The organism is Pseudomonas sp. PME37.24/006, from assembly GCF_055556635.1.
This window is the reverse complement of sequence record NZ_JBVHNL010000001.1, coordinates 171734-196881: the sequence shown is the minus strand read 5'-3', so window position 1 is coordinate 196881 and position 25148 is coordinate 171734. Positions and strand designations below refer to the sequence as shown.

General features: G+C 61.7%; 23 protein-coding genes. 10 read left to right on the top strand and 13 right to left on the bottom strand.

The genetic code is table 11. The annotated features are described in order from the left end of the window. Window positions 1-14: 14 nt before the first annotated feature. Both pncB and ACZ3GY_RS00905 read right to left on the bottom strand, forming a co-directional pair. Entirely contained in the window at window positions 15-1220 is a 1206-nt protein-coding gene (gene pncB / locus ACZ3GY_RS00910) for a nicotinate phosphoribosyltransferase (RefSeq protein WP_463563523.1), read from the bottom strand. Beyond that, window positions 1213-1866, bottom strand: coding sequence for an isochorismatase family protein (locus ACZ3GY_RS00905; protein WP_465908617.1), 654 nt, complete (start codon window positions 1864-1866; stop codon window positions 1213-1215). The genes pncB and ACZ3GY_RS00905 overlap by 8 nt, the downstream gene beginning before the upstream one ends. A 99-nt stretch (window positions 1867-1965) precedes the next feature. On the opposite strand from ACZ3GY_RS00905, the gene ACZ3GY_RS00900 reads away from it, so the two are divergent. Together ACZ3GY_RS00900 and ACZ3GY_RS00895 are read left to right on the top strand one after the other, a co-directional pair. Beyond that, window positions 1966-2547, top strand: a complete 582-nt coding sequence (locus ACZ3GY_RS00900; RefSeq protein ID WP_465908616.1) for an adenylyltransferase/cytidyltransferase family protein — start codon at window positions 1966-1968, stop codon at window positions 2545-2547. Continuing rightward, the gene (locus tag ACZ3GY_RS00895; RefSeq protein ID WP_465908615.1) at window positions 2544-3254 is read left to right on the top strand and encodes an NUDIX hydrolase; all 711 of its coding nucleotides are present in this window, start codon (window positions 2544-2546) and stop codon (window positions 3252-3254) included. Before ACZ3GY_RS00900 ends, ACZ3GY_RS00895 begins: the two co-directional genes overlap by 4 nt. Window positions 3255-3445: 191 nt before the next feature. Here ACZ3GY_RS00895 and ACZ3GY_RS00890 read toward each other — a convergent pair whose 3' ends face one another. From ACZ3GY_RS00890 to ACZ3GY_RS00855, 8 genes are all read right to left on the bottom strand, one after another. Next, a complete protein-coding gene (locus ACZ3GY_RS00890) occupies window positions 3446-3877 on the bottom strand; it encodes a carboxymuconolactone decarboxylase family protein (protein WP_465908614.1) in 432 nt (143 codons plus the stop codon). Window positions 3878-3881: 4 nt separating this feature from the next. Beyond that, window positions 3882-4496 (bottom strand): FMN-dependent NADH-azoreductase, encoded by a 615-nt coding sequence (locus tag ACZ3GY_RS00885; protein WP_465908612.1) that lies wholly within the window; start codon window positions 4494-4496, stop codon window positions 3882-3884. After that, window positions 4493-4942 (bottom strand): GNAT family N-acetyltransferase, encoded by a 450-nt coding sequence (locus tag ACZ3GY_RS00880; RefSeq protein WP_465908611.1) that lies wholly within the window; start codon window positions 4940-4942, stop codon window positions 4493-4495. Before ACZ3GY_RS00880 ends, ACZ3GY_RS00885 begins: the two co-directional genes overlap by 4 nt. 96 nt (window positions 4943-5038) lie before the next feature. Then, a complete protein-coding gene (locus tag ACZ3GY_RS00875) occupies window positions 5039-5458 on the bottom strand; it encodes a DUF4174 domain-containing protein (RefSeq protein ID WP_465908610.1) in 420 nt (139 codons plus the stop codon). Between the two features lie 221 nt (window positions 5459-5679). Beyond that, window positions 5680-7593 (bottom strand): arginine decarboxylase, encoded by a 1914-nt coding sequence (speA, locus tag ACZ3GY_RS00870; protein ID WP_465908609.1) that lies wholly within the window; start codon window positions 7591-7593, stop codon window positions 5680-5682. Between the two features lie 135 nt (window positions 7594-7728). Continuing rightward, window positions 7729-8100, bottom strand: coding sequence for a translation initiation factor Sui1 (locus tag ACZ3GY_RS00865; protein ID WP_463563514.1), 372 nt, complete (start codon window positions 8098-8100; stop codon window positions 7729-7731). A 139-nt stretch (window positions 8101-8239) separates the two neighbouring features. Next, entirely contained in the window at window positions 8240-8773 is a 534-nt protein-coding gene (locus ACZ3GY_RS00860) for an NUDIX hydrolase (protein WP_465908608.1), read from the bottom strand. Window positions 8774-8776: 3 nt separating this feature from the next. Further along, window positions 8777-9844 (bottom strand): DUF2333 family protein, encoded by a 1068-nt coding sequence (locus ACZ3GY_RS00855; RefSeq protein ID WP_465908606.1) that lies wholly within the window; start codon window positions 9842-9844, stop codon window positions 8777-8779. Between the two features lie 341 nt (window positions 9845-10185). Between ACZ3GY_RS00855 and ACZ3GY_RS00850 the strand changes: the two genes are divergently transcribed. From ACZ3GY_RS00850 to ACZ3GY_RS00820, 7 genes are all read left to right on the top strand, one after another. After that, window positions 10186-11799, top strand: a complete 1614-nt coding sequence (locus ACZ3GY_RS00850) for a diguanylate cyclase (protein WP_465908605.1) — start codon at window positions 10186-10188, stop codon at window positions 11797-11799. A 227-nt stretch (window positions 11800-12026) separates the two neighbouring features. Then, on the top strand, window positions 12027-13991 hold the full coding sequence (locus tag ACZ3GY_RS00845) for a methyl-accepting chemotaxis protein (RefSeq protein ID WP_465908604.1): 1965 nt from the start codon (window positions 12027-12029) through the stop codon (window positions 13989-13991). A 212-nt stretch (window positions 13992-14203) separates the two neighbouring features. Next, a complete protein-coding gene (locus ACZ3GY_RS00840; protein WP_465908602.1) occupies window positions 14204-15178 on the top strand; it encodes a serine/threonine protein kinase in 975 nt (324 codons plus the stop codon). A gap of 89 nt (window positions 15179-15267) precedes the next feature. Next, entirely contained in the window at window positions 15268-16152 is an 885-nt protein-coding gene (gene rarD / locus ACZ3GY_RS00835) for an EamA family transporter RarD (RefSeq protein WP_465908600.1), read from the top strand. Window positions 16153-16317: 165 nt separating this feature from the next. Continuing rightward, window positions 16318-16839 carry an RNA polymerase sigma factor gene (locus tag ACZ3GY_RS00830; protein ID WP_463563507.1) on the top strand — a complete coding sequence of 174 codons (522 nt, stop codon included), beginning with the start codon at window positions 16318-16320 and terminating at the stop codon, window positions 16837-16839. Then, entirely contained in the window at window positions 16836-17807 is a 972-nt protein-coding gene (locus ACZ3GY_RS00825) for a FecR family protein (protein WP_465908599.1), read from the top strand. Before ACZ3GY_RS00830 ends, ACZ3GY_RS00825 begins: the two co-directional genes overlap by 4 nt. An 86-nt stretch (window positions 17808-17893) precedes the next feature. After that, window positions 17894-20350 (top strand): TonB-dependent siderophore receptor, encoded by a 2457-nt coding sequence (locus ACZ3GY_RS00820; protein ID WP_463563505.1) that lies wholly within the window; start codon window positions 17894-17896, stop codon window positions 20348-20350. Between the two features lie 77 nt (window positions 20351-20427). Here ACZ3GY_RS00820 and ACZ3GY_RS00815 read toward each other — a convergent pair whose 3' ends face one another. Further along, complete coding sequence (locus tag ACZ3GY_RS00815; RefSeq protein ID WP_465908598.1) at window positions 20428-20946, bottom strand: glycine cleavage system transcriptional repressor; 519 nt, start codon at window positions 20944-20946, stop codon at window positions 20428-20430. A 23-nt stretch (window positions 20947-20969) separates the two neighbouring features. Beyond that, window positions 20970-21416 (bottom strand): GNAT family N-acetyltransferase, encoded by a 447-nt coding sequence (locus ACZ3GY_RS00810; RefSeq protein ID WP_465908597.1) that lies wholly within the window; start codon window positions 21414-21416, stop codon window positions 20970-20972. Between the two features lie 313 nt (window positions 21417-21729). Between ACZ3GY_RS00810 and ACZ3GY_RS00805 the strand changes: the two genes are divergently transcribed. Further along, window positions 21730-23907 (top strand): malate synthase G, encoded by a 2178-nt coding sequence (locus tag ACZ3GY_RS00805; protein ID WP_465908596.1) that lies wholly within the window; start codon window positions 21730-21732, stop codon window positions 23905-23907. Between the two features lie 152 nt (window positions 23908-24059). Here ACZ3GY_RS00805 and ACZ3GY_RS00800 read toward each other — a convergent pair whose 3' ends face one another. Then, on the bottom strand, window positions 24060-25103 hold the full coding sequence (locus ACZ3GY_RS00800; RefSeq protein ID WP_465908595.1) for an acyltransferase family protein: 1044 nt from the start codon (window positions 25101-25103) through the stop codon (window positions 24060-24062). Window positions 25104-25148: the final 45 nt, after the last annotated feature.

Sequence of the window (25148 nt, the reverse complement as noted above, 5' to 3'; positions counted from 1 at the left end):
TGTCTCTCCCTTGGTCAGTTCGCGTCGAGGCGGAAAACATGTTTGAGATAGGTCACGAAGTTCGGGTCGCGGCACTGGGTCTTGCCGGGTGTATCGGAGATCTTCGCCACCGGCTGGCCGTTGCAGTCGATCATCTTGATGACGATGTTCATCGGCTCCACACCGGGAATGTCGCAGGTCAGGTTGGTGCCGATGCCGAAGCTGACATTGATACGATCATGCAGCGCGCGATACAGCTCCAGCGCCTTGGGCAGCGTCAGACCATCGGAGAAGATCAACGTCTTGCCCTGCGGATCGATACCCAGTTTTTCGTAGTGCGCGATGGCCTTTTCGGCCCATTGCAGCGGATCACCGGAATCGTGGCGCAGCCCATCGAACAGCTTGGCGAAGTACAGATCGAAATCTTCTAGGAAGCTGGACATACCGATGGTGTCGGTCAGGGCGATGCCGAGCAGACCGCGGTATTCCTTGACCCAACATTCCAGCGCCACTTTCTGGCTATCGATCAGCCGCGGGCCGAGTTGCTGGTGCGCCATGAACCATTCGTGGGCCATGGTGCCGATCGGCTTGAGGTCGAATTCACGGGCCAGGTGCACGTTGCTGGTACCCACAAAGCGGCCCGGGAAATCGCGTTTGAGGATGTGCACCACCTCTTCCTGCACGCGGTAGGAAAAGCGCCGACGGGTGCCGAAATCAGCCAGTTGAAAGTCTGCCAGCTCAGCGGCCGATGCCTCACCCTTGAGCCAGTCGAGCTTCTCGTAAAGCCGCTCGCGCACCTGCTCGATCACCACTTCGCGGTAACGGTAGCGGTTGCGAACTTCCGAGACGATGGCCAGCAACGGGATCTCGTAGAGGATCACATGCAACCAGGGCCCGCGCACGCGGATCGCCAGCTGGCCGGCCGCGTCGGTGCCGACGTGCACGTAGCGCATGTTGAAACGGAACAGGCTGAGGAAGCGAATGAAGTCAGCCTTGATGAAGGGAATCTTCTCCAGATAAGCCAATTGATCCGGAGTGATCGAGGTGTTGACCAGTTGTTCGATCTGATAGCGGATTTCCGCCAGATACGGCGTCAGATCCTCGCTGCTACGGCAACGGAACTCCCACTCCACTTCGGCGTTGGGGTAGTTGTGCAGCACCGCCTGCATCATGGTCAGCTTGTAGAAGTCGGTATCCAGCAGATTCTGGATGATGCTGGGGGCGAATACGCTCTCACTCATGGTCATTCTCCTCGAAGCGGGCCAGCTCGCTGTCGAGCGCTCCGCTGTCGGCGCAGATGGTGATGCCCTGCGCGCGCATCTGGTCGATGGCTTGCGTTGCGCCGGCTTCGGAAATGGCCCGGCAAGCCGGAAGATACAGCAACACCTGGAAGCCGGCGCCGCGTAATTGCAATGCGGTGTTCTGCACGCAGAAGTCCAGGGCCAGGCCGCCGACCACCACCGCCTCCACACCGGCGACCTTGAGGTATTCGATGACGCCCGTACTGCGCTTGCCAGCCAGGTCGTGGAAGCAGGCGCCGTAAGGGTGCAGATCGGGCTCGACGCCCTTCCAGACGAAGAAGTCGTAGTCGATCGGCGCCGGCAGCTCGTCCAGCAGCTCGAAGCCAGGCGTGCCCGGTACGCAGTGGCTGACCCAGGTCAGGTCGGCGTTGGCATGGCTCAGCGGCTGGAGCATCTGGGCATGGCTTTCCACCACCCAGATGGCGTTGGGGGCGTGGGCGTCCTTGCTGCCCAGGCGCAGGGTGCCACGACGCGCCATGTCGTTGAGCGGCGCGGCGATCTCGTGACCGCCGGTCACAGGCAGTTCATCGGGGCACAGGCTGGTGAAGCCCTTTTGCGCATCGACATCGAACGTGGCGATCTTCATCTGACACCTCCTGCTGGTGGAGCCGCATCGCTGCGGGGTGGACACATAATCCACCAGGTGTATTATATCTGTCAACACCCACCCACGCGGAGATTCACGATGCTGTCGTCATCACTCCAGACCTACGCCGCCGCAAGTGCCGAGCCAACGCCGCAGCATTTCGCCCTGGCTGTATACGGCGGTGCCTTCGATCCGCCCCATGCCGGTCACACCAGCGTCATCCAGCGCACGCTGGAAGTGGCGGATCGAGTGGTGGTAGTGCCCAGCTACCGGCACGCCGATGCCAAGCGCATGGCGGGCTTCGAGCTGCGTTGCACCTGGGTCGAACGGCTGGCGGAGCGCTTCGGCGAACGCGTAGTGTGCTCGGCCGTGGAGCGTCAGTTGGGTGCCGACGGCAAGGTGGTCTACAGCTACGACCTGATGAGCCACATCGCTCAAGAGCACCACCAGTCACCGCAGCGCCTGGCGCTGGTAATCGGCGAAGACAACCTCGATCGGCTGACCACCTTTTACCGCGCAGCAGACCTGCGCCAGCAATTCGGCCTGCTGGTGGCAGATGAGGAGATGACCGTGCACAGCAGCGCGATTCGCGCGATGATCGCTGCCGGGCAAACGATCCCTGAGGCCTGGCAACTGCCGGAAATCCAGGCCGACATGACGATTTACAGGAGGGCGATGTGAGTTCTGCTGAAGTACTGGCGAGTGTCGACCTGATCGCCTTGCGCATGGATGCCGAGAGCCGGCAGTTGCACCTGTTGCTGCACCGCCGCGAGCGTGAGCCCTTCATCGGGCAATGGGCGCTACCGGGGGTGATCGTCAATGGCAGCACCCAGGATGCGAACCTGGAGGCCGCCGCCCACCGCGTACTGCGCGACAAGGCCCAGGTTGTACCACGGCACCTGGAACAGGTCGGCACCGAGGGCAGCGCCAACCGTGATCCACGTGGCTGGTCGATGAGCACCTACTACCTGGCGCTGCTGGCCTCGGACACTGAAACGGCCGATGATGGCCTGCGTTTCGTGCCACTGGACGAGGTGCTGGACGGGCGCATCGCCCTGCCCTTTGACCACGGGGATCTGGTGCGCCTCAGCCTGGAGCGCCTGGCGGGCAAATCGGTATACACCAGCCTGCCCCTGTACCTGGCCCCGCCACGCTTCACCGTGCTCGACGCCCTGAATGCAGCCCAGGCCTGCCTGGGTACGACGATCAACAACACCTCGCTGCGCAAGCGCCTGGAGCGCATGAAGGAAGCCGGCTGGATTCGCGACACCGGGGAAAAGAACTTCCCGAAAATGGGCCGCCCTCAGCAGCTCTGGGAACTGACCGAACAGGCCGACGGCGTGTTCGTGTTCGACCGCAGCCTGCTGGCGGATCGGACAGGTATTTGATACTGCTGCTCGGAGCGGCTGGGATGCTGCTTATATGAAGGGCGGCAGGATGGCGAAAGCGGACGGTGAGCAGAGGATTTTGTGGGAGAGGCTTTAGCCTCGATTTTGCCTAGTTAGGCGTAAAGAGCTCGCGGCTAAAGCCCCTCCCACGAGATCGCGACCGGCCGCTTCTGCCTTTTAGCGTCTGCGGGCTACTGGCGCATCCCAATCGCCAGACGATTGAAGGCGTTCATCAGCGAGATGGCGAAGGTCAGGTCGCTGATCTGCGTATCGTCGAAATGCGCCTTGAGCGGCTCGAAGACCTCATCAGGCGCGTGAGTCTGCGCGATGTCGGTCAGCGACTCGGCCCAGGCCAACGCAGCCCGCTCGGCATCACTGAAGTGCCCACTGATGCGCCAGCCGGCCAGGCTGTCGAGTTTCGCCTCAGGCGTTCCGCCCTGGCGTAGCGCCTTGGCATGCATTTCCAGGCAGAAGGCGCAGCCGTTGATCTGCGAAATGCGCAGGTACACCAGCTCGATCAGCGGCAGCCCCAGGCTGCTGGCAGCCAGGGCGTTCTTGGTGGCCAGCAGGCCTTTGTAGGCGTCGGCTGAGAGCTGGCTGTAGGGCAGGCGCAAGGTGGTCATGGCGTTATCTCCGTGGAGGGCTAGAGAAGAAATTTGTTGTTTTTTCCAACTGTGGCAGCACCCCGGTCAGGGCCGCCTGCAACGACTCGGCACCCAGGGCCATGCCCTGCTGATGGATGAACTCAACCTGAGTGATACCCAGAGTGCTCAGCACATGGCGCAGGTAAGCAGTGAGAAAATCCGACTGACGTGCCTGCTCACCATGATAGAAGCCGCCGGCACTCACCAGCACCAGAGTGGGCCGATCCTGCAGCAAACCGACCTTGCCCTGCGCCGAGGTGGTGAAACTGCGATGGATTCTCAGCACGTAATCGATCCACAGCTTGAGCGCTGCGGGCACGCTGAAGTTGTGCATCGGGGTGACGATGATCAGGCAGTCGCTGGCCTCCAGCTCGGCAATCAAGGCCTCGGAGCAGGCGAAGGCAGGATCATCGAAGGGTGCGGAGCCGGTCAGCGCCGATGCATATTCGGCACTGAGCGGTGGTAGCGGCTCACCGGCCAGATCGCGCTCTATTACGTCAGCACTTGGCCAGCGCCGCGCTATCAGTTGCCGCGCCACCTGGCTGCCGCAGGCCTTCTGCCGATGCGGGCTGCACTCAAGCAGCAAAATACGTTTCATACGACCTCCTCTAACAGCGGTTGAACGAAGTGCATGCCGCGCGCCAGGAGGCCATGGCGGTAATAGAACCGCTGGGCCAGGGCATTGCCCAGCGCGGTGTCCAGAACCAGGTAGGCATGGCCCGTACTGATGGCGTGCGCCCGCACCGCCTCGATCAGCAACTGGCCGAGGCCACCACGCTGCTCGTCGGGCAGTGCAATCAGGTCATCGATATAGACGAAACGTCCGTAGAGGGTGTTTTCCTGCAGCCGATAGCCGGCCAGCGCAACGACCTGATCTCCTCGCCAAGCGGCGAGCAGGCGATACCCCTGGGAAGCTTGACGCTGCACCTGACACGCAAACGCATGGGCGTCGTCAAGGTGCGGCCGAAGTTCGCGCATGACAGGAAAGCAGGCCAGGCACTCGGCATTGCCTTGCACAGTACGAAGGGTGACAGGTTGAGACATGCTGGCGTCCTCTGCATCAGATGGACGCTACCTTAAAGGCGGCTTGGCCCTACCCATAGAGCCAAGACAGGTAAAAATCATTGATCCATCAGCGGATCATTCGCCCTGGCGCATGGGCATTCGGTCGATGGTGGCGAAGATTTCCTGCAAGTCCGCATCGGCGCCTTGCTGGATCTTCTTACCGCCATCCTTGCCGACCAGAATGATCTGTGGCCGCTCACTGCCGGCATCCAGCGCCAGCAGCAGGCGCTTGGTGGCGATGGCATCCAGGGGCTGGTCATTGCGTTGCCCCTGCTTGCCCACAACGGTGTAGAGCACCATGTCGCGCTCGACGAAAGCTTCACGGTTGGCAGGCTGCGCCAAGGCTTCTCGCACCCGGACGAGCAACGGATCGCTGGCATCGTCGGCGAGCAGGATCAACGGGCGGGTTTTCCAGAGCTCGGCCTGGAGAGGATCGTCGGCAGCGTGAGCAGTGATGGCGAGTGCCGACAGCAGTAGAGCCAGAATGGCTTTCATCGCGATGCCTCCTTTACAGGTGATCGGAATACAGGCGCCCGACTGCGGGATCAGTGACCATTCGCGCAGAACGGCTACGATCGAATCGCACGCAAGCGAGCTCCTACAGTTTCGCAACCTATACGATCCCGTAGGAGCCGGCTTGCCGGCGATTGGTCACCATCACGCCGGCTTGCAGAACAGCCGCCACTCGCAAGCGAGCCGCGGCAAATCGCCGGTTCTCAGTACGACAGGTACGAGGAGCGCGTCAGGCCCAGACGCAGGGCGTCGAGGAACTGGGTACGCTCACGCACACTGATCTTGGCGCTGGCCACCTTGTCGCGATAATGAGTCATCAGCTCCTCGGGCGACAGGTGCACGTAGCGCAGCATGTCCTCGATGGTGTCGTGGGTTTCGATACCGGCGTGGTAAACGCTGCCGTCCTGGTTCTGGTAGATGTTCACCGAATCGGTGTCACCGAACAGGTTGTGCATGTCACCGAGAATTTCCTGATAAGCACCGACCAGGAAGATACCCAGCACGTAATCTTCACCGTCGCGCAGTTCGTGCACCGGCAGGCTGGTTTCGATGGACTGCTCGTCCACGTACTGGTTGATCTTGCCATCCGAATCACAGGTCAGATCCTGCAACACGGCACGGCGCAGCGGCTCTTCGTCGAGGCGATTGAGCGGCAGGATCGGCAGGATCTGGCCGATCGCCCAGGTGTCAGGCAGGCTCTGGAATACCGAGAAGTTGCAAATATACTTGTCGGCCAACTTGTCGTTGAGCTCGTCGAGCACCTGACGGTGCGAACGCTGACGCGCCTTCAACTGGTTGTACAGACGGCGGCAGATGGAAAAGTAGCACTGCTCGGCGAGGGCCTTCTGCGGCAGGTCGAGCTTGCCGGCGGAATACTGCGCAGCCACTTCACTGACGTAGTGAGTGGCGCGCCAGTAGCTTTCGGCGACCATTTCCGGATCGCTGTCGCCGAGCAGGTCGATCAGCACCTGCAGCACTTCCGGCTGCTCGACGCTGCGGTCGATTTCCGGCACCTCGTCGTTGTGGCGCTCGACATCGGTCACCTGCACCAGCAGCACCGCGTGGTGCGCAGTCATCGCCCGGCCACTTTCCGAGAAAATATGCGGATGGGGGATTTCCTGGCGGTCGCAGAACTCTTTGAGCATGTCGACTACCGCATCGGCGTAGTCTTCCATGTCGTAGTTGATGGAGCTGGCGTTGCGCGAGTGGGTACCGTCGTAGTCCACACCCAGGCCGCCGCCGACATCTATATGATCGACCGGCAGGCCGAGCGCGCGCAGCTCGCCGTAATAACGGATGGCTTCACGGAAGCCCTTGCGGTAGTCGGCGATGTTGGCGATCTGCGAGCCCATATGGAAATGCAAGAGCCGGATGCCCTGATCCAGCCCGGCCTCACGGAAGCGCTCGACCACCGACAGCAGCTGCGCTGCAGACAGGCCGAACTTGGACTTCTCACCGCCGGTATCAGCCCACTTCGAGGATGCCAGGGACGATAGACGCACACGCAGACCGATCTGCGGCGCTACCTTGAGTTCAGCGGCCTCCTCGATCACCAGGGCGACTTCCGATTCCTTCTCGATGACGATGAATACGTTGTGGCCGAGCTTCTGGCCGATCAGCGCCAGGCGGATGAACTCGCGATCTTTGTAACCGTTGCAGACGATGGTGCCGCCCTTCGGTGCCAACGCCAGTACCGCCAGCAGTTCTGGCTTGGAACCGGCTTCAAGGCCGATAGAGACGTTCTGCGTCGCGATGATGTTTTCCACCACCGCTTCCTGCTGGTTCACCTTGATCGGATACAGCGCGGTGTAGCGGTTGTTGTATTCCAGCCGCGCGATGCTGGCGTCGAAGGCGCCAGTCAGCTTACGCACACGATCCTGCAGGATGTCCGGAAAACGCACCAGCAATGGCAGCGACAGACCGCTCTGGCGCAACTCTTCGACCTGCTCGTGGAGGTCGATGGGCGTGCTGCCCGGCCCGTTGGGGCGAACCTCGACACGGCCGGCCTCATTGATGGAGAAATAACCCGCGCCCCAATGGCGAATACCATAGACGCTGCGGCTGTCGGCCACCGTCCATTGGCTCCCATCGTCCTTGCGTGTACGTCGTGCGGCCATTGAGGTCTCCCTTGTTGCAAATGAGCTGATGCTGTCGAATAGAGTCGAGCGAGCATAAAGCCTGGAAATGACGAATGCTCGGCAGTGGACTGGCCGAGCCATCGGTAAGTTTAGAAAGTTGCCTGTCGGCGGCCATCAGCCGCCGGATTTCTTCGCCTTGAAGCCGCGCTTGAGCAGTTCGGCGAGAAGTAATTCCACGTGGTCGCCCTGAATCTCGATCACCCCATCTTTCAGGGAGCCGCCGCAGCCACAACGCTTCTTCAGCACAGACGCCAGCTCCTTGAGCGGCTCTTCGGCCAACGGCACGCCACTGATGGTGGTCACCGTTTTGCCGCCGCGGCCTTTGGTCTCGCGGCGTACCCGAGCAATGCCATCGCCTTCAGGGATCGCCGTGCGCGAGCAGATGCAGGCATCCACTGGCTGCCCACAATCCGGACAATGTCGGCCGGCGTCAGTGGAATACACCAGGCCACCGAGCCCAGCGAATGAAGAGGTTTTATTGGCCACCGCATTTTTCCTCAGTGGATTGGCGAAGCGGCGCAGTGTAACGACAAAGCCGGCCCATGCTAAGAACCGAAATGCGCCACAGGCTGATGGATTGGCGACCCGCGCCCGATCAGTAGCGCGGGCAATCCTCATCGCCTTGCTATCGATTGGCCAGATAGTGCTGCAGGGCCTGTAGCGAGTCGGGGCAATACGGTTTGCTCTGCGTATCGAGCAATGCGGCCTGCACCGTGACGAAATGGGCCTCCAGCACCTCTTCAGGCTGCAGTATCAAGGGCGCATCGGATACCGCCGAGAACACTGCGCACCACAAGCGGTTGTCCGGCTGCTCGAAGAAGAATCGGCCTTGATCACGCAGAACGGCATCACGGATGCCCAGCTCTTCCGCCAGCTCGCGCGCGGCCGATGCCAGATACTCTTCGCCAGCCGCGACCATGCCGCCCGCCGCCACGTCCCAGTAGCCGGGATACACGGCCTTGCTCAGGGTACGTCGATGCACGCAGAGCTCACCGGCCGAATTGAACAGCAAGATGAAGGTGCCGCGGCCGATCAGGCCGCGATTGCGCAGTTCGGCGCGAGGGAGCGCGCCCAGCAGCTGATCCTGCTCGTCGACCCAGGCGATCAGCTCGGCATCCGAGGCGGCGCGGTGCGCCACCTCGGTTTCGGCGATAACCACCAATCAGCCTTGGGAGAGCAGTTGGCGCAGATCGATCACCGCCGCGTTGGCACGCGATATGTAGTTGGCCATCACCAGCGAGTGGTTGGCGAGGATGCCGTAGCCACTGCCATTGAGCACCATCGGGCTCCACAGCGTGGCCTGGGCCGCCTCCAGCTCGCGGATGATCTGCCGCACGCTGACGGTGGCATTTTTCTTGGCCAGCACGTCGGCGAAGTCAACCTCAATGGCACGCAGCAGGTGCGACAGCGCCCAGGCCTGACCACGTGCCTCATAGAACACGTTGTCGATCTGCAGCCATGGCGTTTCGTAGGTGCGCTCAGTCACCTCAGGCACCTGACCTTCCGCCAATTGAGTGGTCTCGGTGATTTCGGTGTTCAGGCGCACCTGGCCAACGCTGGCCGACAGCCGCTGTGACAGCGAGCCGAGACGGGTGGCGACATCGCCGAACCAGTTGTTCAGGTTATCGGCACGGGTGTAGAAACGTGCGCCACCCTGCCCCGGCTCGGACAGACGAGCCAGGTAGCGATCCAGAGAATTGATGCCGTCACGGTATTCCGATTCGGCAGCAGGCAGCGCCCAGCTACGGTGATCGAAGTTGAAGCGCGGCTCGGCGCGGGCCAGGTCGCCATCTTCGGTGGACTGCGACTGGGAGCGCGCGAAGTCCTTGCGCAGCGCACGGGAGAAGTCACGTACCTGCACCAGCACGCCGTACTCCCAGCTCGGCATGTTGTCGAGCCACAGGCCCGGCGGCGCCAGGTCGTTGGACAGGAAGCCGCCCGGCTTGTCGAGCAGGGTCTCGGCGACCTGCTTGAGCGTTTCCACCGAGGTATAACCGTTGACCACCTGACGCTGACTGCTTTCGGCTGCAGCCTGCACGCGTTGCTGCACCGGGAACATGTCCGGTTCCTGGCTCCAGTACCAGCCGACGACCAGCGTCACTAGCAGGTAAACACCCAGCAGGACGGCAATGATCCCGCCTAGTCGACCACCGACACGGCGGCGTGATCCAGCGGTAGCGCCATCGTTGGCACTGTGCGTACCGGAGGTGCGGTTCTTCCAATCAAGCATGGCGATTATCCTTTGATCTGCAACATATCTGAGCTTCGACCACAGGCCGAAAGGAGGGTTGCGCTAATACTTGCGACCCAACGAGCTCCCTAGCAAGCCTACGCTGTTCACTATAAGGGAAGGCTGTTGCGCTGCGCAGCGTCGCAACCTGTTCACGACGTGACAACGCGCAGGAACCATCACCACACCAGTAGGTCGGCATAAAGCTGTTTGTTCAACATGACCCATCGTGCGGGGCGATTCACAGCATTAATGCCAAAGGAATGGCAAAATAATCACCCGGTGATAGCATGACGCCACCACTCGGTAGCGATTCGCCGCCCCACGCAGATTAAAGGCCCATGACCGAGCACGAAGATCCCAGCCGCGACCGGCTCAAGCAGCACTTCGCCCAGCGCGTCATCCACCAGGCTCGCCAGGTTCTGGAAGTCTGGCAGCGCCTGCAGCACGCCGAATGGAACGATGCGGGTATGCAGGAGCTGCATGAAGCGGCACAACTGCTGCAGCGCTATGCCGAGCGTTTCGAGCAGGTCGAGCACCGCCAGTTGGCGCAACGCATCGTCGCCTGCCTGAGCGCAGTGGATGCCAATCGTGGGCGACTCAACAGTGAGGTGATCAGCGAGCTCAATCAGTTGATGCAGCGCCTCTCGCGCACAGGCCTGCGCCACGGCGACCGCTTCGAGCAAACCACTTTGCCGCCGCTGCGCAAACCGGTTTACCTCGCTTTGCAACACCTGGAGCGAGCCGAGCGCCTGGCCCAACAACTGGAGTTCTTCGGCATGAACGCCAGGCCGCTGGACACCGCCAATGCCTTCCGCGCCGCCATGCTCGAACGCCACCCAGCGGCGATTCTGATGGAAATCGACTTTGCCGGCAGCGGCAACGGCCTGCTCCTGGCGCAAGATGTCCAGGAAGGGCTACAAGAGAAGATTCCGCTGCTGTTCTACAGTCATGAAGATACCGACACACCAACCCGTCTGGCTGCCGTACGCGTTGGCGGACGCGAATTCTTCACCGGTACGCTGGACGCCTCAAGCCTGCTGGAACGCATCGAGGTGCTCACCCACGTCGCCCAGTACGAACCGTACCGCGTGTTGATCATCGATGACTCCCGCGCCCAGGCTACCCACACCGAGCGAGTGCTCAACAGTGCCGGCATCGTCACCCGTACCCTCACCGAGCCGATTCAGGCCATGGCCGAACTGGCCGAATTCCAGCCGGATCTGATCATCCTCGACATGTACATGCCGGCCTGCAGCGGTACCGAGCTGGCCAAGGTGATTCGCCACAACGACCGCTACGTCAGCGTACCGATCATTTATCTGTCTGCCGAAGACGACCTCGACAAGCAGCTCGATGCCATGAGCGAAGGCGGCGACGACTTCCTCACCAAACCGATCAAACCGCGGCACCTGATCGCCACCGTACGCAACCGTGCCGATCGTGCCCGCAACCTCAGGGCGCGCATGGTGCGTGACAGCCTCACAGGCCTGTTCAATCACACCCATACACTGCAGTTGCTCGAAGATGAGCGCTTCCGTGCCCAGCGCGACTTGCAGCCGCTGAGCTTCGCCATGATCGATATCGACTTTTTCAAGAAGGTCAACGATAACTACGGCCATCCCATGGGCGACCGGGTGATCAAGAGCCTGGCGCTGTTCCTCAAGCAGCGGCTACGCAAGAGCGACTGCATCGGCCGCTATGGCGGTGAAGAGTTCGCCGTGGTGATGCCTAATACCGACGCACGCACCGCCGCCAAGGTGATCGATGAAGTGCGCAAGCGCTTCGCCGAAATCCATTACCCCGCGCATCCTCAGGATCTCAGTTGTACCTTCAGCTGCGGTATCGCCGAACTACGTGACGATCTGGATAGCAAGAACCTGTCACAGCGCGCCGATGAGGCGCTGTACCGCGCCAAGAATGGCGGCCGTAACCGCGTCGAGGTGTACGACTGAGGTGATGCCTGGATCAGGCACGTCAGTTCGACGCCCCACATGTTGCGCTAACGGCTGACGCGATCACACCTGCAGGATCACCACCACCGCCGCCCGTCATGTGGATGGCGCCCTCTTTGTGACCCAGCGCACGGCGTCACACCCCTGTCATGAAGGTGCAATAACTTACCGACACCGCAGCACTGCATGGCGCAGTGCCACCACCGTTCAGTCGTCGGTCGAGTCCCATGCGCCTTAAATCACTTACCAATCTCAACACCCTGCTGCTGGTCAGTGTCGGTATCACCTTGGCCTGCACGCTATGGTGGTCACAGCGAGCACTGGAGCGCCCTTATGTACTGATGGAGCAGTATCTGGGCCTTTCCCAGCAATTCCAACGTGAGGCCGCAGGCAACATCCTAGGCTACCTGGAAAGCGGTGACGCCCTGCGCCACAGCGCCGCCCTGCAGGGCGTCGATGCTTTACAGCAAAACATCGCCCAACTGCCTGCCAACCTCGCAGGTGATCTCGGTAACAACCTGAATGACCTGAAAACCTTCACGGCTGATGAACTGCTCGCAGCCGGCAAACTGTCCGGTGATCCCCAAGGGCTACTGATCCAGTCCGAGCGGGAAATAGCCGGCGCGTTATCACAAATCGCCAAGTATGCCGATGAAGGTCAGGGCGAAGCGGCACAAGCCTATGGCCGCCCGCTGTTCGAGGCCTCCCAGCACCTCGCCCGCCTGGCACTGGCACGTGACAAGCTGGTCAGCAGCGGGCGCAGCGAACTGGCCGCGGACGTAGAGCGCGAAGTGCTTTCGCTGCAGGAGCTGGCGAAAACCATCGACAACCTGGCACTGCTCGGCGTCACCGATGAAGCGGCATCAGGCGGTAACGCCTTCGCTTCGCTGATGGGCCTGGACACTGACAGCCAGGAGAACGAAGTGGAAGATCGCGGAATCGCCCTGAAACGTGAGCTCAATAGCCTGATAGGCCGCTACCCGGGCGAGCTGGCGCGTACCCGAACGCTGATTGAGCAGCGCAGCCAGCTGGCCGCCGCCACCCGCACTCGGCTGGATGCGGTGCAACAGTCCTTCACCACGCTGGAGCCGCAAGTGCGTGCCGAGCATGGCCGTATCCAGGGCGAAGTACGCCTGATCCTTGGTGCCATGGTCGCACTGATCCTGCTTATCGCGCTGATCATCGATACCCTGCAGCGCCGCCTCAGCCGCCTGCTCGAGCGCCTGGTGCCAGCACTCTCGGCGTGGGCAGCTGGCGACTTCAGCCGCGAGATTCACTTGGCCACCAACACCCGCGAGCTGCGTGATATCGAGGAGTCGCTGAATCGCCTGCGCGCCTACCTGGTCGACCTAGTCGGCACCATTCACCTGCACGCCGGCCAGGTGTCGGCCTCCAGCCACACGCTAGCCGATCTCAGCGGCGGCCTGCACGACGGCGCCGAACGCCAGGCCAGCGATACCGCGCAGATTCGTGACGCACTTGGCGAACTGGAAGCGACCATCCTTCAGGTCGCTGACGACGCCAGCCAGACCGCGACCGCCAGCCACGACGCCGACAGAGCGTTAGCACAGGGTCAGCAGGTGATCGGCAACAGCCTGACTGGCTTGCATGCCCTGGTTGAGGAAGTGCAAAGCAACGCCCAGTCCATCGAGCGCCTAGCCGAGGAAACGGGCACTATTGGCAGCGTGCTGACGGTTATCCACAGCATCGCCGAGCAGACCAATCTGCTCGCCCTCAACGCCGCCATCGAAGCAGCCCGAGCCGGCGAGGCTGGTCGCGGTTTTGCCGTAGTGGCGGACGAAGTACGCACGCTGTCATTGCGCACCAGCGCGGCCACCACGCAGATTCAGGATGTGATCGGGCGCCTTCAAAAGGCGGCGAATGGGTCGCTGGTCGCAATGCGCAGCCAGGTCGAACACGCCGAAGCAACCGCCAACCAGGCACGTACGGCAGACGGTGCCCTGGATGAAATCGTCAGCGCAATACGTACCATCACCAGCATGGCCGGGCGCATCGCCGACGCCACCGCTTATCAGGGCGGCGCAGTAAGCGAAATTCGCGACCATAGCGAACGCATCCATCAACTGGGCAGCGACAACCTGCTGCGCATCAGCCAGGGACGCGCCCAAAGCGGCGAGCTGCAGGCACTGAGTGGCCAACTGAACCAGGCAGTGCAGGCATTTCGCGTGTAAAACAATTGAGCCCTGATGGCCTGAAGCTCACCTAATGGGTACCTGGGCCATTGCCGATACGGTCCAACTGGCCTCGAAAGGCGCAAACATTGCCCCCGAAAGGTGATTCGTTTCAGCCCAACAAACCATACCTCTTGGTTAGGCAATACGAATAGTGACCGTGCCGAATGGCCCCAGGCGTTACACTCTGCGGCCAACCGACGGAGCTGCCCATGTCTCATCCTTTCGCCGCCCTCACCCCCGACCTGGTTCTGGATGCCGTCGAGAGCCTGAACTACCTCAGCGACGCCCGCGTGCTGGCGCTGAACAGCTACGAGAACCGCGTCTACCAAGTAGGCATCGAAGGGGAAACCCCGCTGATCGCCAAATTCTACCGACCGGATCGCTGGAGCGATGAGGCGATCCGCGAAGAACATACCTTCACTGCCGAGCTGGCCGAATGCGATGTACCCGTGGTGGCGCCGCTGCAGCGCGATGGCGAAACCCTGTTCGAGCATGCCGGCTTCCGCTTTTCGCTGTTTCCGCGCCGTGGCGGCCGCGCGCCGGAGCCCGGCAACCTGGATCAACTCTATCGACTCGGCCAACTGCTCGGACGAATGCATGCGGTCGGTTCACTGCGCCCGTTCGCCCATCGCGAATCCCTGCGAGTGGACAACTTCGGCCATGCTTCCCTAGCGACCTTGCTGGAGGGCAACTTCGTACCGCGCAGCCTGCTGCCGGCCTACGAGTCGGTAGCACGTGATCTGCTCAAACGCCTGGATCAGCTGTTCGCGGAAAATCCGGTGAAAGCGATTCGCCTGCACGGCGACTGCCACCCGGGCAACCTGCTGTGTCGCGACGATACCTTTCACATGGTCGACCTGGATGACTGCCGCATGGGCCCGGCAATTCAGGATCTGTGGATGATGCTCGCTGGCGAGCGCCACGAGCGGCTTGGCCAGATCGCCGAGCTGGTCGACGGCTATCAGGAATTCCACGATTTCAACCCGCGCGAGCTGCCACTGATCGAGGGCTTTCGCTCCTTGCGGCTGATGCACTACAGCGCCTGGCTGGCGCGGCGTTGGGACGATCCGGCCTTTCCACAGAGCTTCCCCTGGTTCGGCAGTGAGCGGTACTGGGGCGAGCAGATTCTGATGCTGCGCGAACAAATCGCAGCCTTGAACGAAGAACCGTTGAAATTGTTTTGAGCAACCTGCGCCAGCCATAAAAAGCTGAACATGCGGACAACTCAAGCACTAGAATGGTGCAACCCTCCACTGCCGTATCAAGGACTTACATGGCCACCGCAGACCTGCGCCGCGGCTACATCCTGGGCCTCTCAGCCTATGTAATCTGGGGCCTTTTTCCGCTCTATTTCAAGGCGATCCAGGCTGTCCCGCCGCTGGAAATCATCGTCCACAGGGCGCTCTGGTCTGCCGTATTCGGCGCACTGTTGTTGCTGGTATGGAAGCACCCGGGCTGGCTGCGCGAGTTGATCGACCACCCCAAACGCTTCGCCGTGCTGGCCATCAGCGGCTCGCTGATCGCCGGCAACTGGTTGGTCTACGTCTGGGCGGTGAACAACGGACGTATGCTCGAAGCCAGCCTGGGTTACTACATCAACCCGCTGGTCAATGTGCTGCTCGGCATGTTGATCCTCGGTGAGCGCTTGCGACGCTTGCAATGGGTAGCCGTCGCGCTGGCAGCGGCAGGCGTCGCGCAACAATTATGGCAAGTCGGCAGCCTGCCCTGGGTGTCGCTGGCGTTGGCGCTGAGCTTCGCCGCCTACGGCCTGATCCGCAAGAAAGCACCCGTCGCTGCGCTACCGGGGCTGGTGGTGGAAACCTGGCTACTGTTGCCGCTGGCCATTGGCTGGATTCTTCTGCACCCTGCAGCGATGAGCAACCAGCCGGCATTCTGGACGACCACCGAGGCCTTGTGGCTGATGGCGGCCGGCCCCGTCACGCTGATTCCCCTGGTGTGCTTCAACGCGGCCGCGCGCCACCTGCCCTACACCACTCTGGGTTTTCTGCAGTACGTGGCGCCGACCCTGGTGCTGCTGCTGGCCGTGTTCGTTTTCGACGAGCACCTCGACCCGGTCAAGATCGTCGCCTTCGTGTTCATCTGGGCGGGCCTGGCGGTGTATAGCGTCGATGCCTGGCTGACTCTGCGCAAGCGCTAGCCAGCACTGTCGAGGGCAAGAATCTGCACCTGCAGGTTCTTGCCGCATGTCGAAAACGATCCCTTACACACAAAACCGACCACAAGCGATTGCAGGGCGTAGTTGCATCCTGCAATCATATGCGAATAGTTATTGCTTTATTTCTCCTTATTCGCGGAGCTACTTGTGTCGGTCGGGGAATCCACGCATCAGCAACTGACGGGCCAGCTCTATCGCGATCATCGCGACTGGCTACTCGGCTGGCTGCGTAAAAGCCTGAGCTGCCCACAGCGAGCCGAAGACCTCAGCCAGGACACCTTCGTCCGTGTGCTCGGCAAGCCGGATCTGCAACAGTTGCGCGAACCCCGCGCTCTGCTCGGCACCATTGCCCGCGGGCTGCTGATCGATCACTTCCGTCGCAACGCCGTGGAACGCGCCTACCTGGAAGAGCTGAGTCATACCCCTGAAGCGGTGCACGCCAGCCCGGAAGAACAGGCGCTGGTGCTCGAAGCCCTGCGCGAAATCGATCGTCTGCTCGGCACGCTGTCGCTCAAGGCGCGCAGTGCTTTCCTCTACAACCGCCTGGACGGCCTCGGTCACGCCGAGATCGCCGAGCGTCTCGGCGTGTCGGTTCCGCGCGTGCGCCAGTATCTCGCCCAGGCGGCGCGGCAGTGCTACATCGCCCTGTACGGAGAGCCGACGGCATGATCGCCGCCACCGCGCCGGTCAGCAATCGGGTACTGGAAGCCGCCATCCATTGGCAGCTGTGCCTCGACTCGGGCATGGCCAGCGAGCGGGAGAAAGTCGAATTCCAGCGCTGGCTGGCCAGCGACCCCGAACATGTGCGCGCCTGGAAACAACTGACCGGCCTGGATCAGCAACTCGCTGTAGCGGCGGCACCCGCAGCGCGCAAGGCCCTGTTGCGTCGCCCGGCGGGCAGCCAGCGGCGCAACGTGAGCGGCCTGCTCGGTGTATTGCTGGCCGGCGTGCTTGGCCTTGGCCTGCTCAACCAGCAGCGCCCGCTAAGCGACTGGCTGGCCGATGAAGTGACCGCTGCTGGCGAACAGCGCGAACTGCAACTGGCAGATCACAGTCGGTTGCGCCTCAACAGTCGCAGTGCCGTAGATATCGATTTCAATCCCGAAGAGCGCAGGCTGTTCCTGCGCAGCGGCGAAATTCTCGTGGAAACTGCTCACGGCGATCCGCGTCCGTTCTTGGTCGAGACCAGACACGGCACCCTGCGCGCCCTGGGCACCCGCTTCCTGGTGCGCGAGGAAGATCGGGGCACCCAACTGATCGTGCTGCAGTCCGCAGTGGCTGCACATCCACGGCACACCAACGACGAGCGGGTGATCCCGGAGGGTCAGCAAGCGCTGATGAGCAGCGACACTCTGGGTGTCAGTCAGCCGGCGCCGGCCGCCGCAGACGCCTGGATGCACGGCATGCTGGTGGTGGAAAACGTGCGCCTGGCCGACCTGCTGGAGCGCCTCGGCGACTATCAGAACGGCCATCTGGGTATCGACGACAGCATCGCCGATCTACGCATCAGCGGCAGTTTTCCGCTGCGTAACCTGGATCTGGCACTCGCCGCGCTACCCGCCAGCCTGCCGGTAAGCGTGGAGCGCTATACCAATTGGTGGATAAAGGTCGTGCCACAGCCGCAAACGCCGCAATAAAAATAGTTCGCGCGGGCCCTATCACTTTCTGCATCTGCTTCGGCAATAGGAAATCGAGACTCATTTCCCTGTAGGAGCCACCTGCGATGCAGATGTTCAGCCGTACCCCGTTCCGTCCGAGCATGCTGGTCGCCGCCATGGCGCTGGCCAGCCTGCCCGCCCTCAGTCTGGCCCAGTCGGCTGACTCCAGCGTGCGCACCTACCAGCTGCCCGCAGCACCGCTGGCCAGCTCCCTTAATCAGATCGCCGGCCAGGCCGGTGTGGTGCTGAGCATCGACCCAGGCCTGACCGCCGGCAAGAGCGCGCAACCAGTACAAGGCCAGTTCGACACGGCTGGCGCCCTGCGTCAGGCACTTTACGGAACGGGCCTGATGCTGGTACCCGGTACGGGAGGCACTTACAGCGTGCAGCCCGTGGCGGACAATGCCGCGGTGGCATTGCCTGAGACCACCATCAGCGCCGGCAGCGGCGTGGAAAGTGCCTGGGGGCCGACCACGGGCTATCTGGCAACCCGCACGGCGGCGGGTACCAAGACCGATACGTCGATTCTCGAAGCACCGCGCTCCATCTCCGTGGCGACACGTGAGCAGATGCAGGATCGCAAGGTTCAGAATCTGGATGATGCCGTGCGCTACATGCCCGGCGTGATCGCCAGCAGCTATGGCAGTGACAGCCGCGCTGAATGGATGAAGATTCGTGGCTTCGAGCCAATCCAGATGCTCGACGGCCTGCCGCTGCCCAAGGGCACCTACGTGATGCCCAAGCTGGAAACCTGGAACCTGGAGCGCGTCGCCCTGCTGCGCGGCCCGGCCTCCTCGGTTTACGGCCAAACACCTCCCGGCGGTCTGCTGGATATGGTCAGTCGGCGCCCGGAGGATGTCAGCAGCAACGAGATACAGCTGCAAGTCGGCACCTTCCAGCACAAGCAGATCAGCTTCGACAGCACCGGCCGCCTCGATGACGAGGGGCGCTTCCTTTACCGTATCGGCGGTGTACTGCGCGACAGCGGTACGGCAATCGAGCATATCGACGATCAACGTTTCAACATCGCGCCCAGCTTGACCTGGAACATAGCCGACGACACCAAGCTGACCTTCCTCAGCCAGTTCAACCGTGACGATACCGGCACCACCAGCCAGTTCCTGCCGCTGCAAGGCACCAAGCTGGCCACACCGGCTGGCAAGGTGGACTACCACAAGAATCTCGGCGATCCGGACTGGGAGTTCTATGACAAGGACTATTACGCGCTGGGCTACGCCTTCGAGCATCGTATCAACGATATGTGGCAGTTCCGCCAGAACTTGCGTTACACCAAGAGCGATCTGGCGTTTCAGAGCATTACGGCGGGCGGATTCTTTTTCCCTAACTTCCCCGACCAAGCGGTTATAGACGATGACGGAACCTTGCGCCGCGGTGCCAATGTGGTCGACGAAGACGTTAGCCAGTTCGCCGTCGACAACAACCTGCAAGCAGACTTCGATACCGGCGCGCTGAAGCACACCGTACTGCTGGGCCTGGATTACCAGCGGGTCAACACCAACTATCGGTGGCTTTTCGGCGAAGCGCCTACCAGCAACATAATCAACCCGATCTATGGCCAGGACTTCAGCAACGTCTCCTACTTCGCCTTGCAGGATTACAACCAGAAACGCCATGGCACAGGCTTATACATCCAAGATCAGATTGCACTGGATAACTGGCGCCTGACTCTGGGAGGACGCCAGGATTGGGTGAGCACCGACTCGGAGTTCTATAATGTGAACGGAGGCACCAAGGATGACCGCCGTGATAGCGCGTTCAGCGGCAATGCTGCCCTCAGCTATATGTTCGACTCCGGCTTCACACCCTATGTCTCCTATGCAGAGTCCTTCCAGGCAGAAGCAGGCGGCAGCAACGGCCAGACCTTCCGCCCCAGCACAGGCAAGCAGTATGAGCTCGGGATCAAGTACCAGCCGCCGGGCAGCGACATACTCTTCACTGCAGCCGCATACGACCTGACAAGACAAAACATCATCACCACCAATACCTTGGGCGTGACCGCTCCAGTGGGCGAAGTAACAGTCCGTGGGTTTGAGCTTGAAGCTGTTGGCAACGTTACCGAGAACCTGAAGATCACCGCTGCCTACACTTACGCGAACAGCAAAATGACCAAGGTCGGCGACCCTGCCGACAAGAACCGTCCGCTGCCGTTGACTCCGGAAAACCAGGCATCGCTTTGGGCAGACTACACCTGGAACAACGGCTTCCTAGACGGCTTTGGAGCAGGCTTTGGCGTGCGCTATGTAGGCGAAACCAACAATATCGGTGTCGGCAACCTGGCCTTCGTAGCCAGCAGATCGGATGGACATACCCGCTCCTATAGCGTCTATGACGCTGCAGTGCGCTATGACCTGGGCAAATTCAGCAGCACTCTGGAGGGTGCCAGCGTTGCACTGAATGCCAAGAACCTGTTCGACAAGGAATACCTGTCGACCTGTGACGGAACCTACTGCTACTACGGCGACCCTCGTAGCGTGATCGCCAGCGTCGACTACAAATGGTGATCCGCTAGCCCTGTAACCGACAAGGCCGCTCACTAGGCGGCCTTGTCGTTTTGATCACCCTCATTGATGACGCAGGACTAGTCCTCCATCCGCAACTTCAGCTCCACCATCAAATCGTCCGCCAGGGTTTCCAGCGAAGTCTGCAACGTACTCAGTGGCAGCCCTTCCGGTACTGCCAGGGTTGCCTGTGCGTGGAACAGTGGCTCGCCGCTCATGGGCGCAGGCGTCACGTCGGTAACCAGGCTTTCCAGGTTGACGCCGTTGGCCGCCAGCAGTTGCGTGATATCGCGCACGATACCCGGGCGGTCGTTGCCCAGCAGATCGAGATGGATCGATTTCCAGGTGCAATCCGGCTCGGCGCCAGCCGACGCGAGCTGTACGCGGATGCCCTGGGCACTCAGCTCGCTCAGCGCCTCCATCAACGCGCCATGGGAGGCAGCCGGGACATCCACCCGCAGGATTCCCGCGAACTGCCCGGCCATCCGTGACATGCGGCTTTCCAGCCAGTTGCCGTCATGCTTGGCCACGCACTGGGCGACACGCTCGACAAGGCCGGGTTGATCCTGGGCGATAATGGTCAGTATCAGATGATCCATGCTCACGTCCTCGTCGTTGGTACTCAGCTCAGGTCGAGCCAGTAGGTAAGGTAAACCGCATCCCGGACATAACCGAGGCGTTCGTAGAGGGACTGCGCCGCCAGGTTGGTTCTTGCCGTTTCCAACTGTAACCCGCAGGCGCCGGTGTCCAGTGCATGCTGCCGAGCAGCGTCGAGCAGCTGTTCGCCAATGCCCTGGCGCCGCGCGTGATCGGCGACGTACAGATCGCTCAGCAACAGGCTTGGGCGCAAAGCCAGCGAGGCATACAGCGGGTAGAGCTGCACGAAGCCCTGAGCGACGCGCTGTTCGTCACGTGCGATGAAGATAGTGGAGTCGCCCCGCTCAAGACGCGCGGCCAGAAAACCGCGGACTTCTGCGACGGCCTTGTCCACGCTGTAGAAATCCAGATAAGCCGCAAACAGCGGCACTAGGTCATCGAGATCGGCAGTGGCGGCGGTGCTTATCGGCATGATCGACTCCTTGCAGGTGCCCTGCAGTATAGGCCGTTCCCTCGATTCGAACCGGAGACTCGAGTACGACCAAGGTAGTGACGACCATTTCTGGACTGTTTTTCCCGATTCGTTCATGTAGTATCTGTGAAAAACCACTACATAAATTCAATCCCAGTCCTGCTGGTTGTGGAAAACCCCGCTCACGAAGCATCTCCGGACAAACCGCCTCGACCCGGGCAGCCGTCTACAACGGCCCCCGATAGCGGTCTGTCTGCGCAGCACCGAGGGTTCCCTGCCGATACAGTGGCTAAGCGAAGCAGAGAGGCGAGAGATGACTGAGCGTATTCAAGTCGGTGGCCTGCAGGTCGCCAAGGTGCTGTTCGATTTCATCAATGACGAAGCCATTCCCGGCAGCGGCGTCACGGCCGATGCCTTTTGGGCCGGCGCCGATACGGTGTTCAGTGACCTGGCACCGAAAAACCGTGCCCTGCTCGACAAGCGCGATCAGTTGCAGGCGCAGATCGATGGCTGGCACCGTGAGCAGTCCGGCAAGCCCCACGACGCGGTGGCCTACAAGGCATTTCTGGAGCAGATCGGCTACCTGCAGCCGCAGCCCGATCAGGTGCAGGCCAGCACCGAAAACGTCGATGACGAAATAGCCCGCATGGCAGGCCCGCAGTTGGTTGTGCCGGTGATGAACGCACGCTTCGCGCTGAACGCTTCCAACGCACGCTGGGGTTCGCTGTACGACGCGCTGTACGGCACCGACGCGATTAGCGAGGAAGGCGGTGCCGAACGGGGCAAGGGCTACAACCGGGTGCGTGGTGACAAGGTCATCGCCTTCGCCCGCGCCTTTCTCGATGAAAGCGCGCCGCTGGCGACCGGCTCCCACGTCGATACCACGGGCTATCGCATCGAAGGCGACAAGCTGCTGGTCACTCTCAACAATGGTGATATCAGCGGGCTGCGCGATGCCAGCCAACTGGTCGGTTTCCAGGGCGAAGCCAGTGCGCCAATCGCCATTCTGCTCAAGCACAACGGCCTGCACTTCGAAATCCAGATCGACGCCAACAGCCCGATCGGCAGCACCGACGCTGCCGGCGTGAAAGACCTGCTGATGGAGTCCGCACTGACCACCATCATGGACTGCGAAGACTCGGTTGCCGCCGTCGATGCCGACGACAAGACCCTGGTCTACCGCAACTGGCTGGGCCTGATGAAGGGCGACCTGAGCGAGGAGGTCAGCAAGGGCGGCAGCACCTTCACTCGCACCATGAACCCGGATCGCGTCTACACCCGCCCGGATGGCGGCGAGCTGACCCTGCACGGACGCAGCCTGCTGTTCGTGCGTAACGTCGGCCACCTGATGACCAATCCGGCGGTGCTCGACGCCAGTGGCAACGAGTTGCCGGAAGGCATTCTCGATGCGCTGTGCACCAGCCTGGCCGCGCTGCACAACCTCAACGGTAACAGCAGCCGCGCCAACACCCGCACCGGCTCGGTGTACATCGTCAAACCAAAGATGCACGGCCCCGAGGAAGTGGCGTTCACCAGCGAGCTGTTCGGCCGTGTCGAACAGGTGCTGGGCCTGCCGCGCAACACCCTTAAGGTCGGCATCATGGACGAGGAGCGCCGCACCACCGTCAACCTCAAGGCCTGCATCGCCGCCGCCAGTGAGCGTGTGGTGTTCATCAACACCGGCTTCCTCGACCGCACCGGCGACGAGATCCACACCTCCATGGAGGCCGGCGCCGTGGTGCGCAAAGCCGCCATGAAGACCGAGAAGTGGATCGGCGCTTACGAAAATAACAACGTCGACGTTGGCCTGGCCACCGGCCTGCAGGGCCGCGCGCAGATCGGCAAGGGCATGTGGGCCATGCCCGACCTGATGGCCGCCATGCTCGAACAGAAGATCGGCCACCCGCTGGCCGGCGCCAACACCGCCTGGGTGCCCTCGCCGACCGCTGCCACCCTGCACGCCTTGCACTACCACAAGGTCGACGTGTTCGCCCGTCAGGCCGAACTGGCCAAGCGCACGCCGGCCTCGCTGGACGAAATCCTCAGCATTCCGCTGGCGCCAAGCACCGACTGGAGTGCCGAGGAAATCCGCAACGAGCTGGACAACAACGCCCAGGGCATTCTCGGTTACGTGGTGCGCTGGATCGATCAGGGCGTCGGTTGCTCCAAGGTGCCAGACATCAACGACGTAGGCCTGATGGAAGACCGCGCCACCCTGCGCATCTCCAGCCAGTTGCTGGCCAACTGGCTGCGCCATGGCGTGGTCAGTGAGCAGCAGGTGCTGGAAAGCCTCAAGCGCATGGCCCCGGTGGTCGACCGGCAGAACGCAGGCGACCCGCTGTACCGCCCGATGGCGCCAGATTTCGACGGCAACATCGCCTTCCAGGCTGCTCTGGAACTGGTGTTGGAAGGCACAAAACAACCTAACGGTTATACCGAGCCCGTACTGCACCGCCGCCGCCGCGAGCTGAAAGCCAGCCAGGCACGCTAAGCGCCCACGCAAAAAGAAAACCGCCGAAAGGCGGTTTTCTTTTTGCGTCCAGCAAGGCTCGCGTCGTCACTAACCCGGGTATCGCTTCGCTCGACGCCGGGCTACAAAATCGCTCCGTAGCCTGTGGTTGAGCGCAGCGATACCCAGTTTTTTCATACCACTGGCTGCGTAGCCACACGCCGCTGCTGCCAGCGATAGGCGGAGAACCGCTTGGGTGCTTCGTACAGCCAGTTGATGCCCAGCGCCTGGAGAATCTTCGCTGCGATGATCGGCAGTACCACGCCTGCCAAGCAGCCGGCGACGATGTGCAGGGTGTCGTCGTTGATGCCCAGAAACTTGCTCAGGATCACCCGCATGCCACTGCCGGCGAGGATGTGCATGAGGAAGATCGGCATCGACAGCGCGCCCAGGGTCAGCACCCAGCCCAGCGGCCGACGCGCCAGCACCATGCACAGGCTGACGGTGAACAGAATGCCGATGAACGCCACCACCAGCGATGCCGCACCGCGATCCGCGTAGGTCAGCCCCAGCGGGCCGTGGAACAGATACTGCGCCACGACGAAAGCCAGGCCGCTGCCCAGCGTGAATGCCGAAGCACGCGCTTCGATGCCATCACGGATCTGGTTGAACCAGACGCCCAGCGCGAAGAACACGAAATTCTGCGCCAGGAATACCAGCGCGGCGACACGCGGCGTCCACTGTTGCAGCAGATAGAACAGCGCACTGAGCACCAGCAGCGGCAGGAAAGCCCGCGTGGAAAAACGGCGATAGAGCAGGATCGCCAGGCAGAAAGCGGCAAACAGCGCATACAGGAACCAGAACTGCGCCCGCGGCGACCACAGCAGCGCCAGCACTTCGCCCATCCCGACGCCACCATTGGTGTAGCGCGCCAGCACCACTTCGATGCTGCCCTGCAGCAGCGACCACAGTACGAAGGGATAGAAAATGGTATCGATCTTGTTGCAGAACAGCCCGCCACTGCCGCGATTGCTCAGCGAATGCCAGAAGAACAACCCGGAGAGGAAGAAGAACAGCGGCATGTGAAAGGTGTAGATGATGCTGTCCACCAGCTCATGGAAGGCCACGTTCTCGGTGATGATTCCACCATTGAGCAGGCCGCGCACCACATGGCCATAGACCACCAGCAGAATGCCGATTGCCTTGGCGTAATCCACCCACAGATTGCGGTTTGTCATGTGTGCATCCTTGAGATGAGGTACAGCGAGGGGACGGTAGCGACA

Bases quoted from the DNA above. Each gene is read 5' to 3' on its own strand.
- ACZ3GY_RS00850 (WP_465908605.1), top strand. From the start codon at position 10,186: ATGACCGAGCACGAAGATCCCAGCCGCGACCGGCTCAAGCAGCACTTC.
- ACZ3GY_RS00875 (WP_465908610.1), bottom strand. From the start codon at position 5,458: ATGAAAGCCATTCTGGCTCTACTGCTGTCGGCACTCGCCATCACTGCT.
- ACZ3GY_RS00855 (WP_465908606.1), bottom strand. From the start codon at position 9,844: ATGCTTGATTGGAAGAACCGCACCTCCGGTACGCACAGTGCCAACGAT.
- ACZ3GY_RS00845 (WP_465908604.1), top strand. From the start codon at position 12,027: ATGCGCCTTAAATCACTTACCAATCTCAACACCCTGCTGCTGGTCAGT.
- pncB (WP_463563523.1), bottom strand. From the start codon at position 1,220: ATGAGTGAGAGCGTATTCGCCCCCAGCATCATCCAGAATCTGCTGGAT.
- ACZ3GY_RS00820 (WP_463563505.1), top strand. From the start codon at position 17,894: ATGCAGATGTTCAGCCGTACCCCGTTCCGTCCGAGCATGCTGGTCGCC.
- ACZ3GY_RS00905 (WP_465908617.1), bottom strand. From the start codon at position 1,866: ATGAAGATCGCCACGTTCGATGTCGATGCGCAAAAGGGCTTCACCAGC.
- rarD (WP_465908600.1), top strand. From the start codon at position 15,268: ATGGCCACCGCAGACCTGCGCCGCGGCTACATCCTGGGCCTCTCAGCC.
- ACZ3GY_RS00840 (WP_465908602.1), top strand. From the start codon at position 14,204: ATGTCTCATCCTTTCGCCGCCCTCACCCCCGACCTGGTTCTGGATGCC.
- ACZ3GY_RS00880 (WP_465908611.1), bottom strand. From the start codon at position 4,942: ATGTCTCAACCTGTCACCCTTCGTACTGTGCAAGGCAATGCCGAGTGC.
- ACZ3GY_RS00890 (WP_465908614.1), bottom strand. From the start codon at position 3,877: ATGACCACCTTGCGCCTGCCCTACAGCCAGCTCTCAGCCGACGCCTAC.
- speA (WP_465908609.1), bottom strand. From the start codon at position 7,593: ATGGCCGCACGACGTACACGCAAGGACGATGGGAGCCAATGGACGGTG.
- ACZ3GY_RS00800 (WP_465908595.1), bottom strand. From the start codon at position 25,103: ATGACAAACCGCAATCTGTGGGTGGATTACGCCAAGGCAATCGGCATT.
- ACZ3GY_RS00885 (WP_465908612.1), bottom strand. From the start codon at position 4,496: ATGAAACGTATTTTGCTGCTTGAGTGCAGCCCGCATCGGCAGAAGGCC.
- ACZ3GY_RS00825 (WP_465908599.1), top strand. From the start codon at position 16,836: ATGATCGCCGCCACCGCGCCGGTCAGCAATCGGGTACTGGAAGCCGCC.
- ACZ3GY_RS00810 (WP_465908597.1), bottom strand. From the start codon at position 21,416: ATGCCGATAAGCACCGCCGCCACTGCCGATCTCGATGACCTAGTGCCG.
- ACZ3GY_RS00900 (WP_465908616.1), top strand. From the start codon at position 1,966: ATGCTGTCGTCATCACTCCAGACCTACGCCGCCGCAAGTGCCGAGCCA.
- ACZ3GY_RS00805 (WP_465908596.1), top strand. From the start codon at position 21,730: ATGACTGAGCGTATTCAAGTCGGTGGCCTGCAGGTCGCCAAGGTGCTG.
- ACZ3GY_RS00815 (WP_465908598.1), bottom strand. From the start codon at position 20,946: ATGGATCATCTGATACTGACCATTATCGCCCAGGATCAACCCGGCCTT.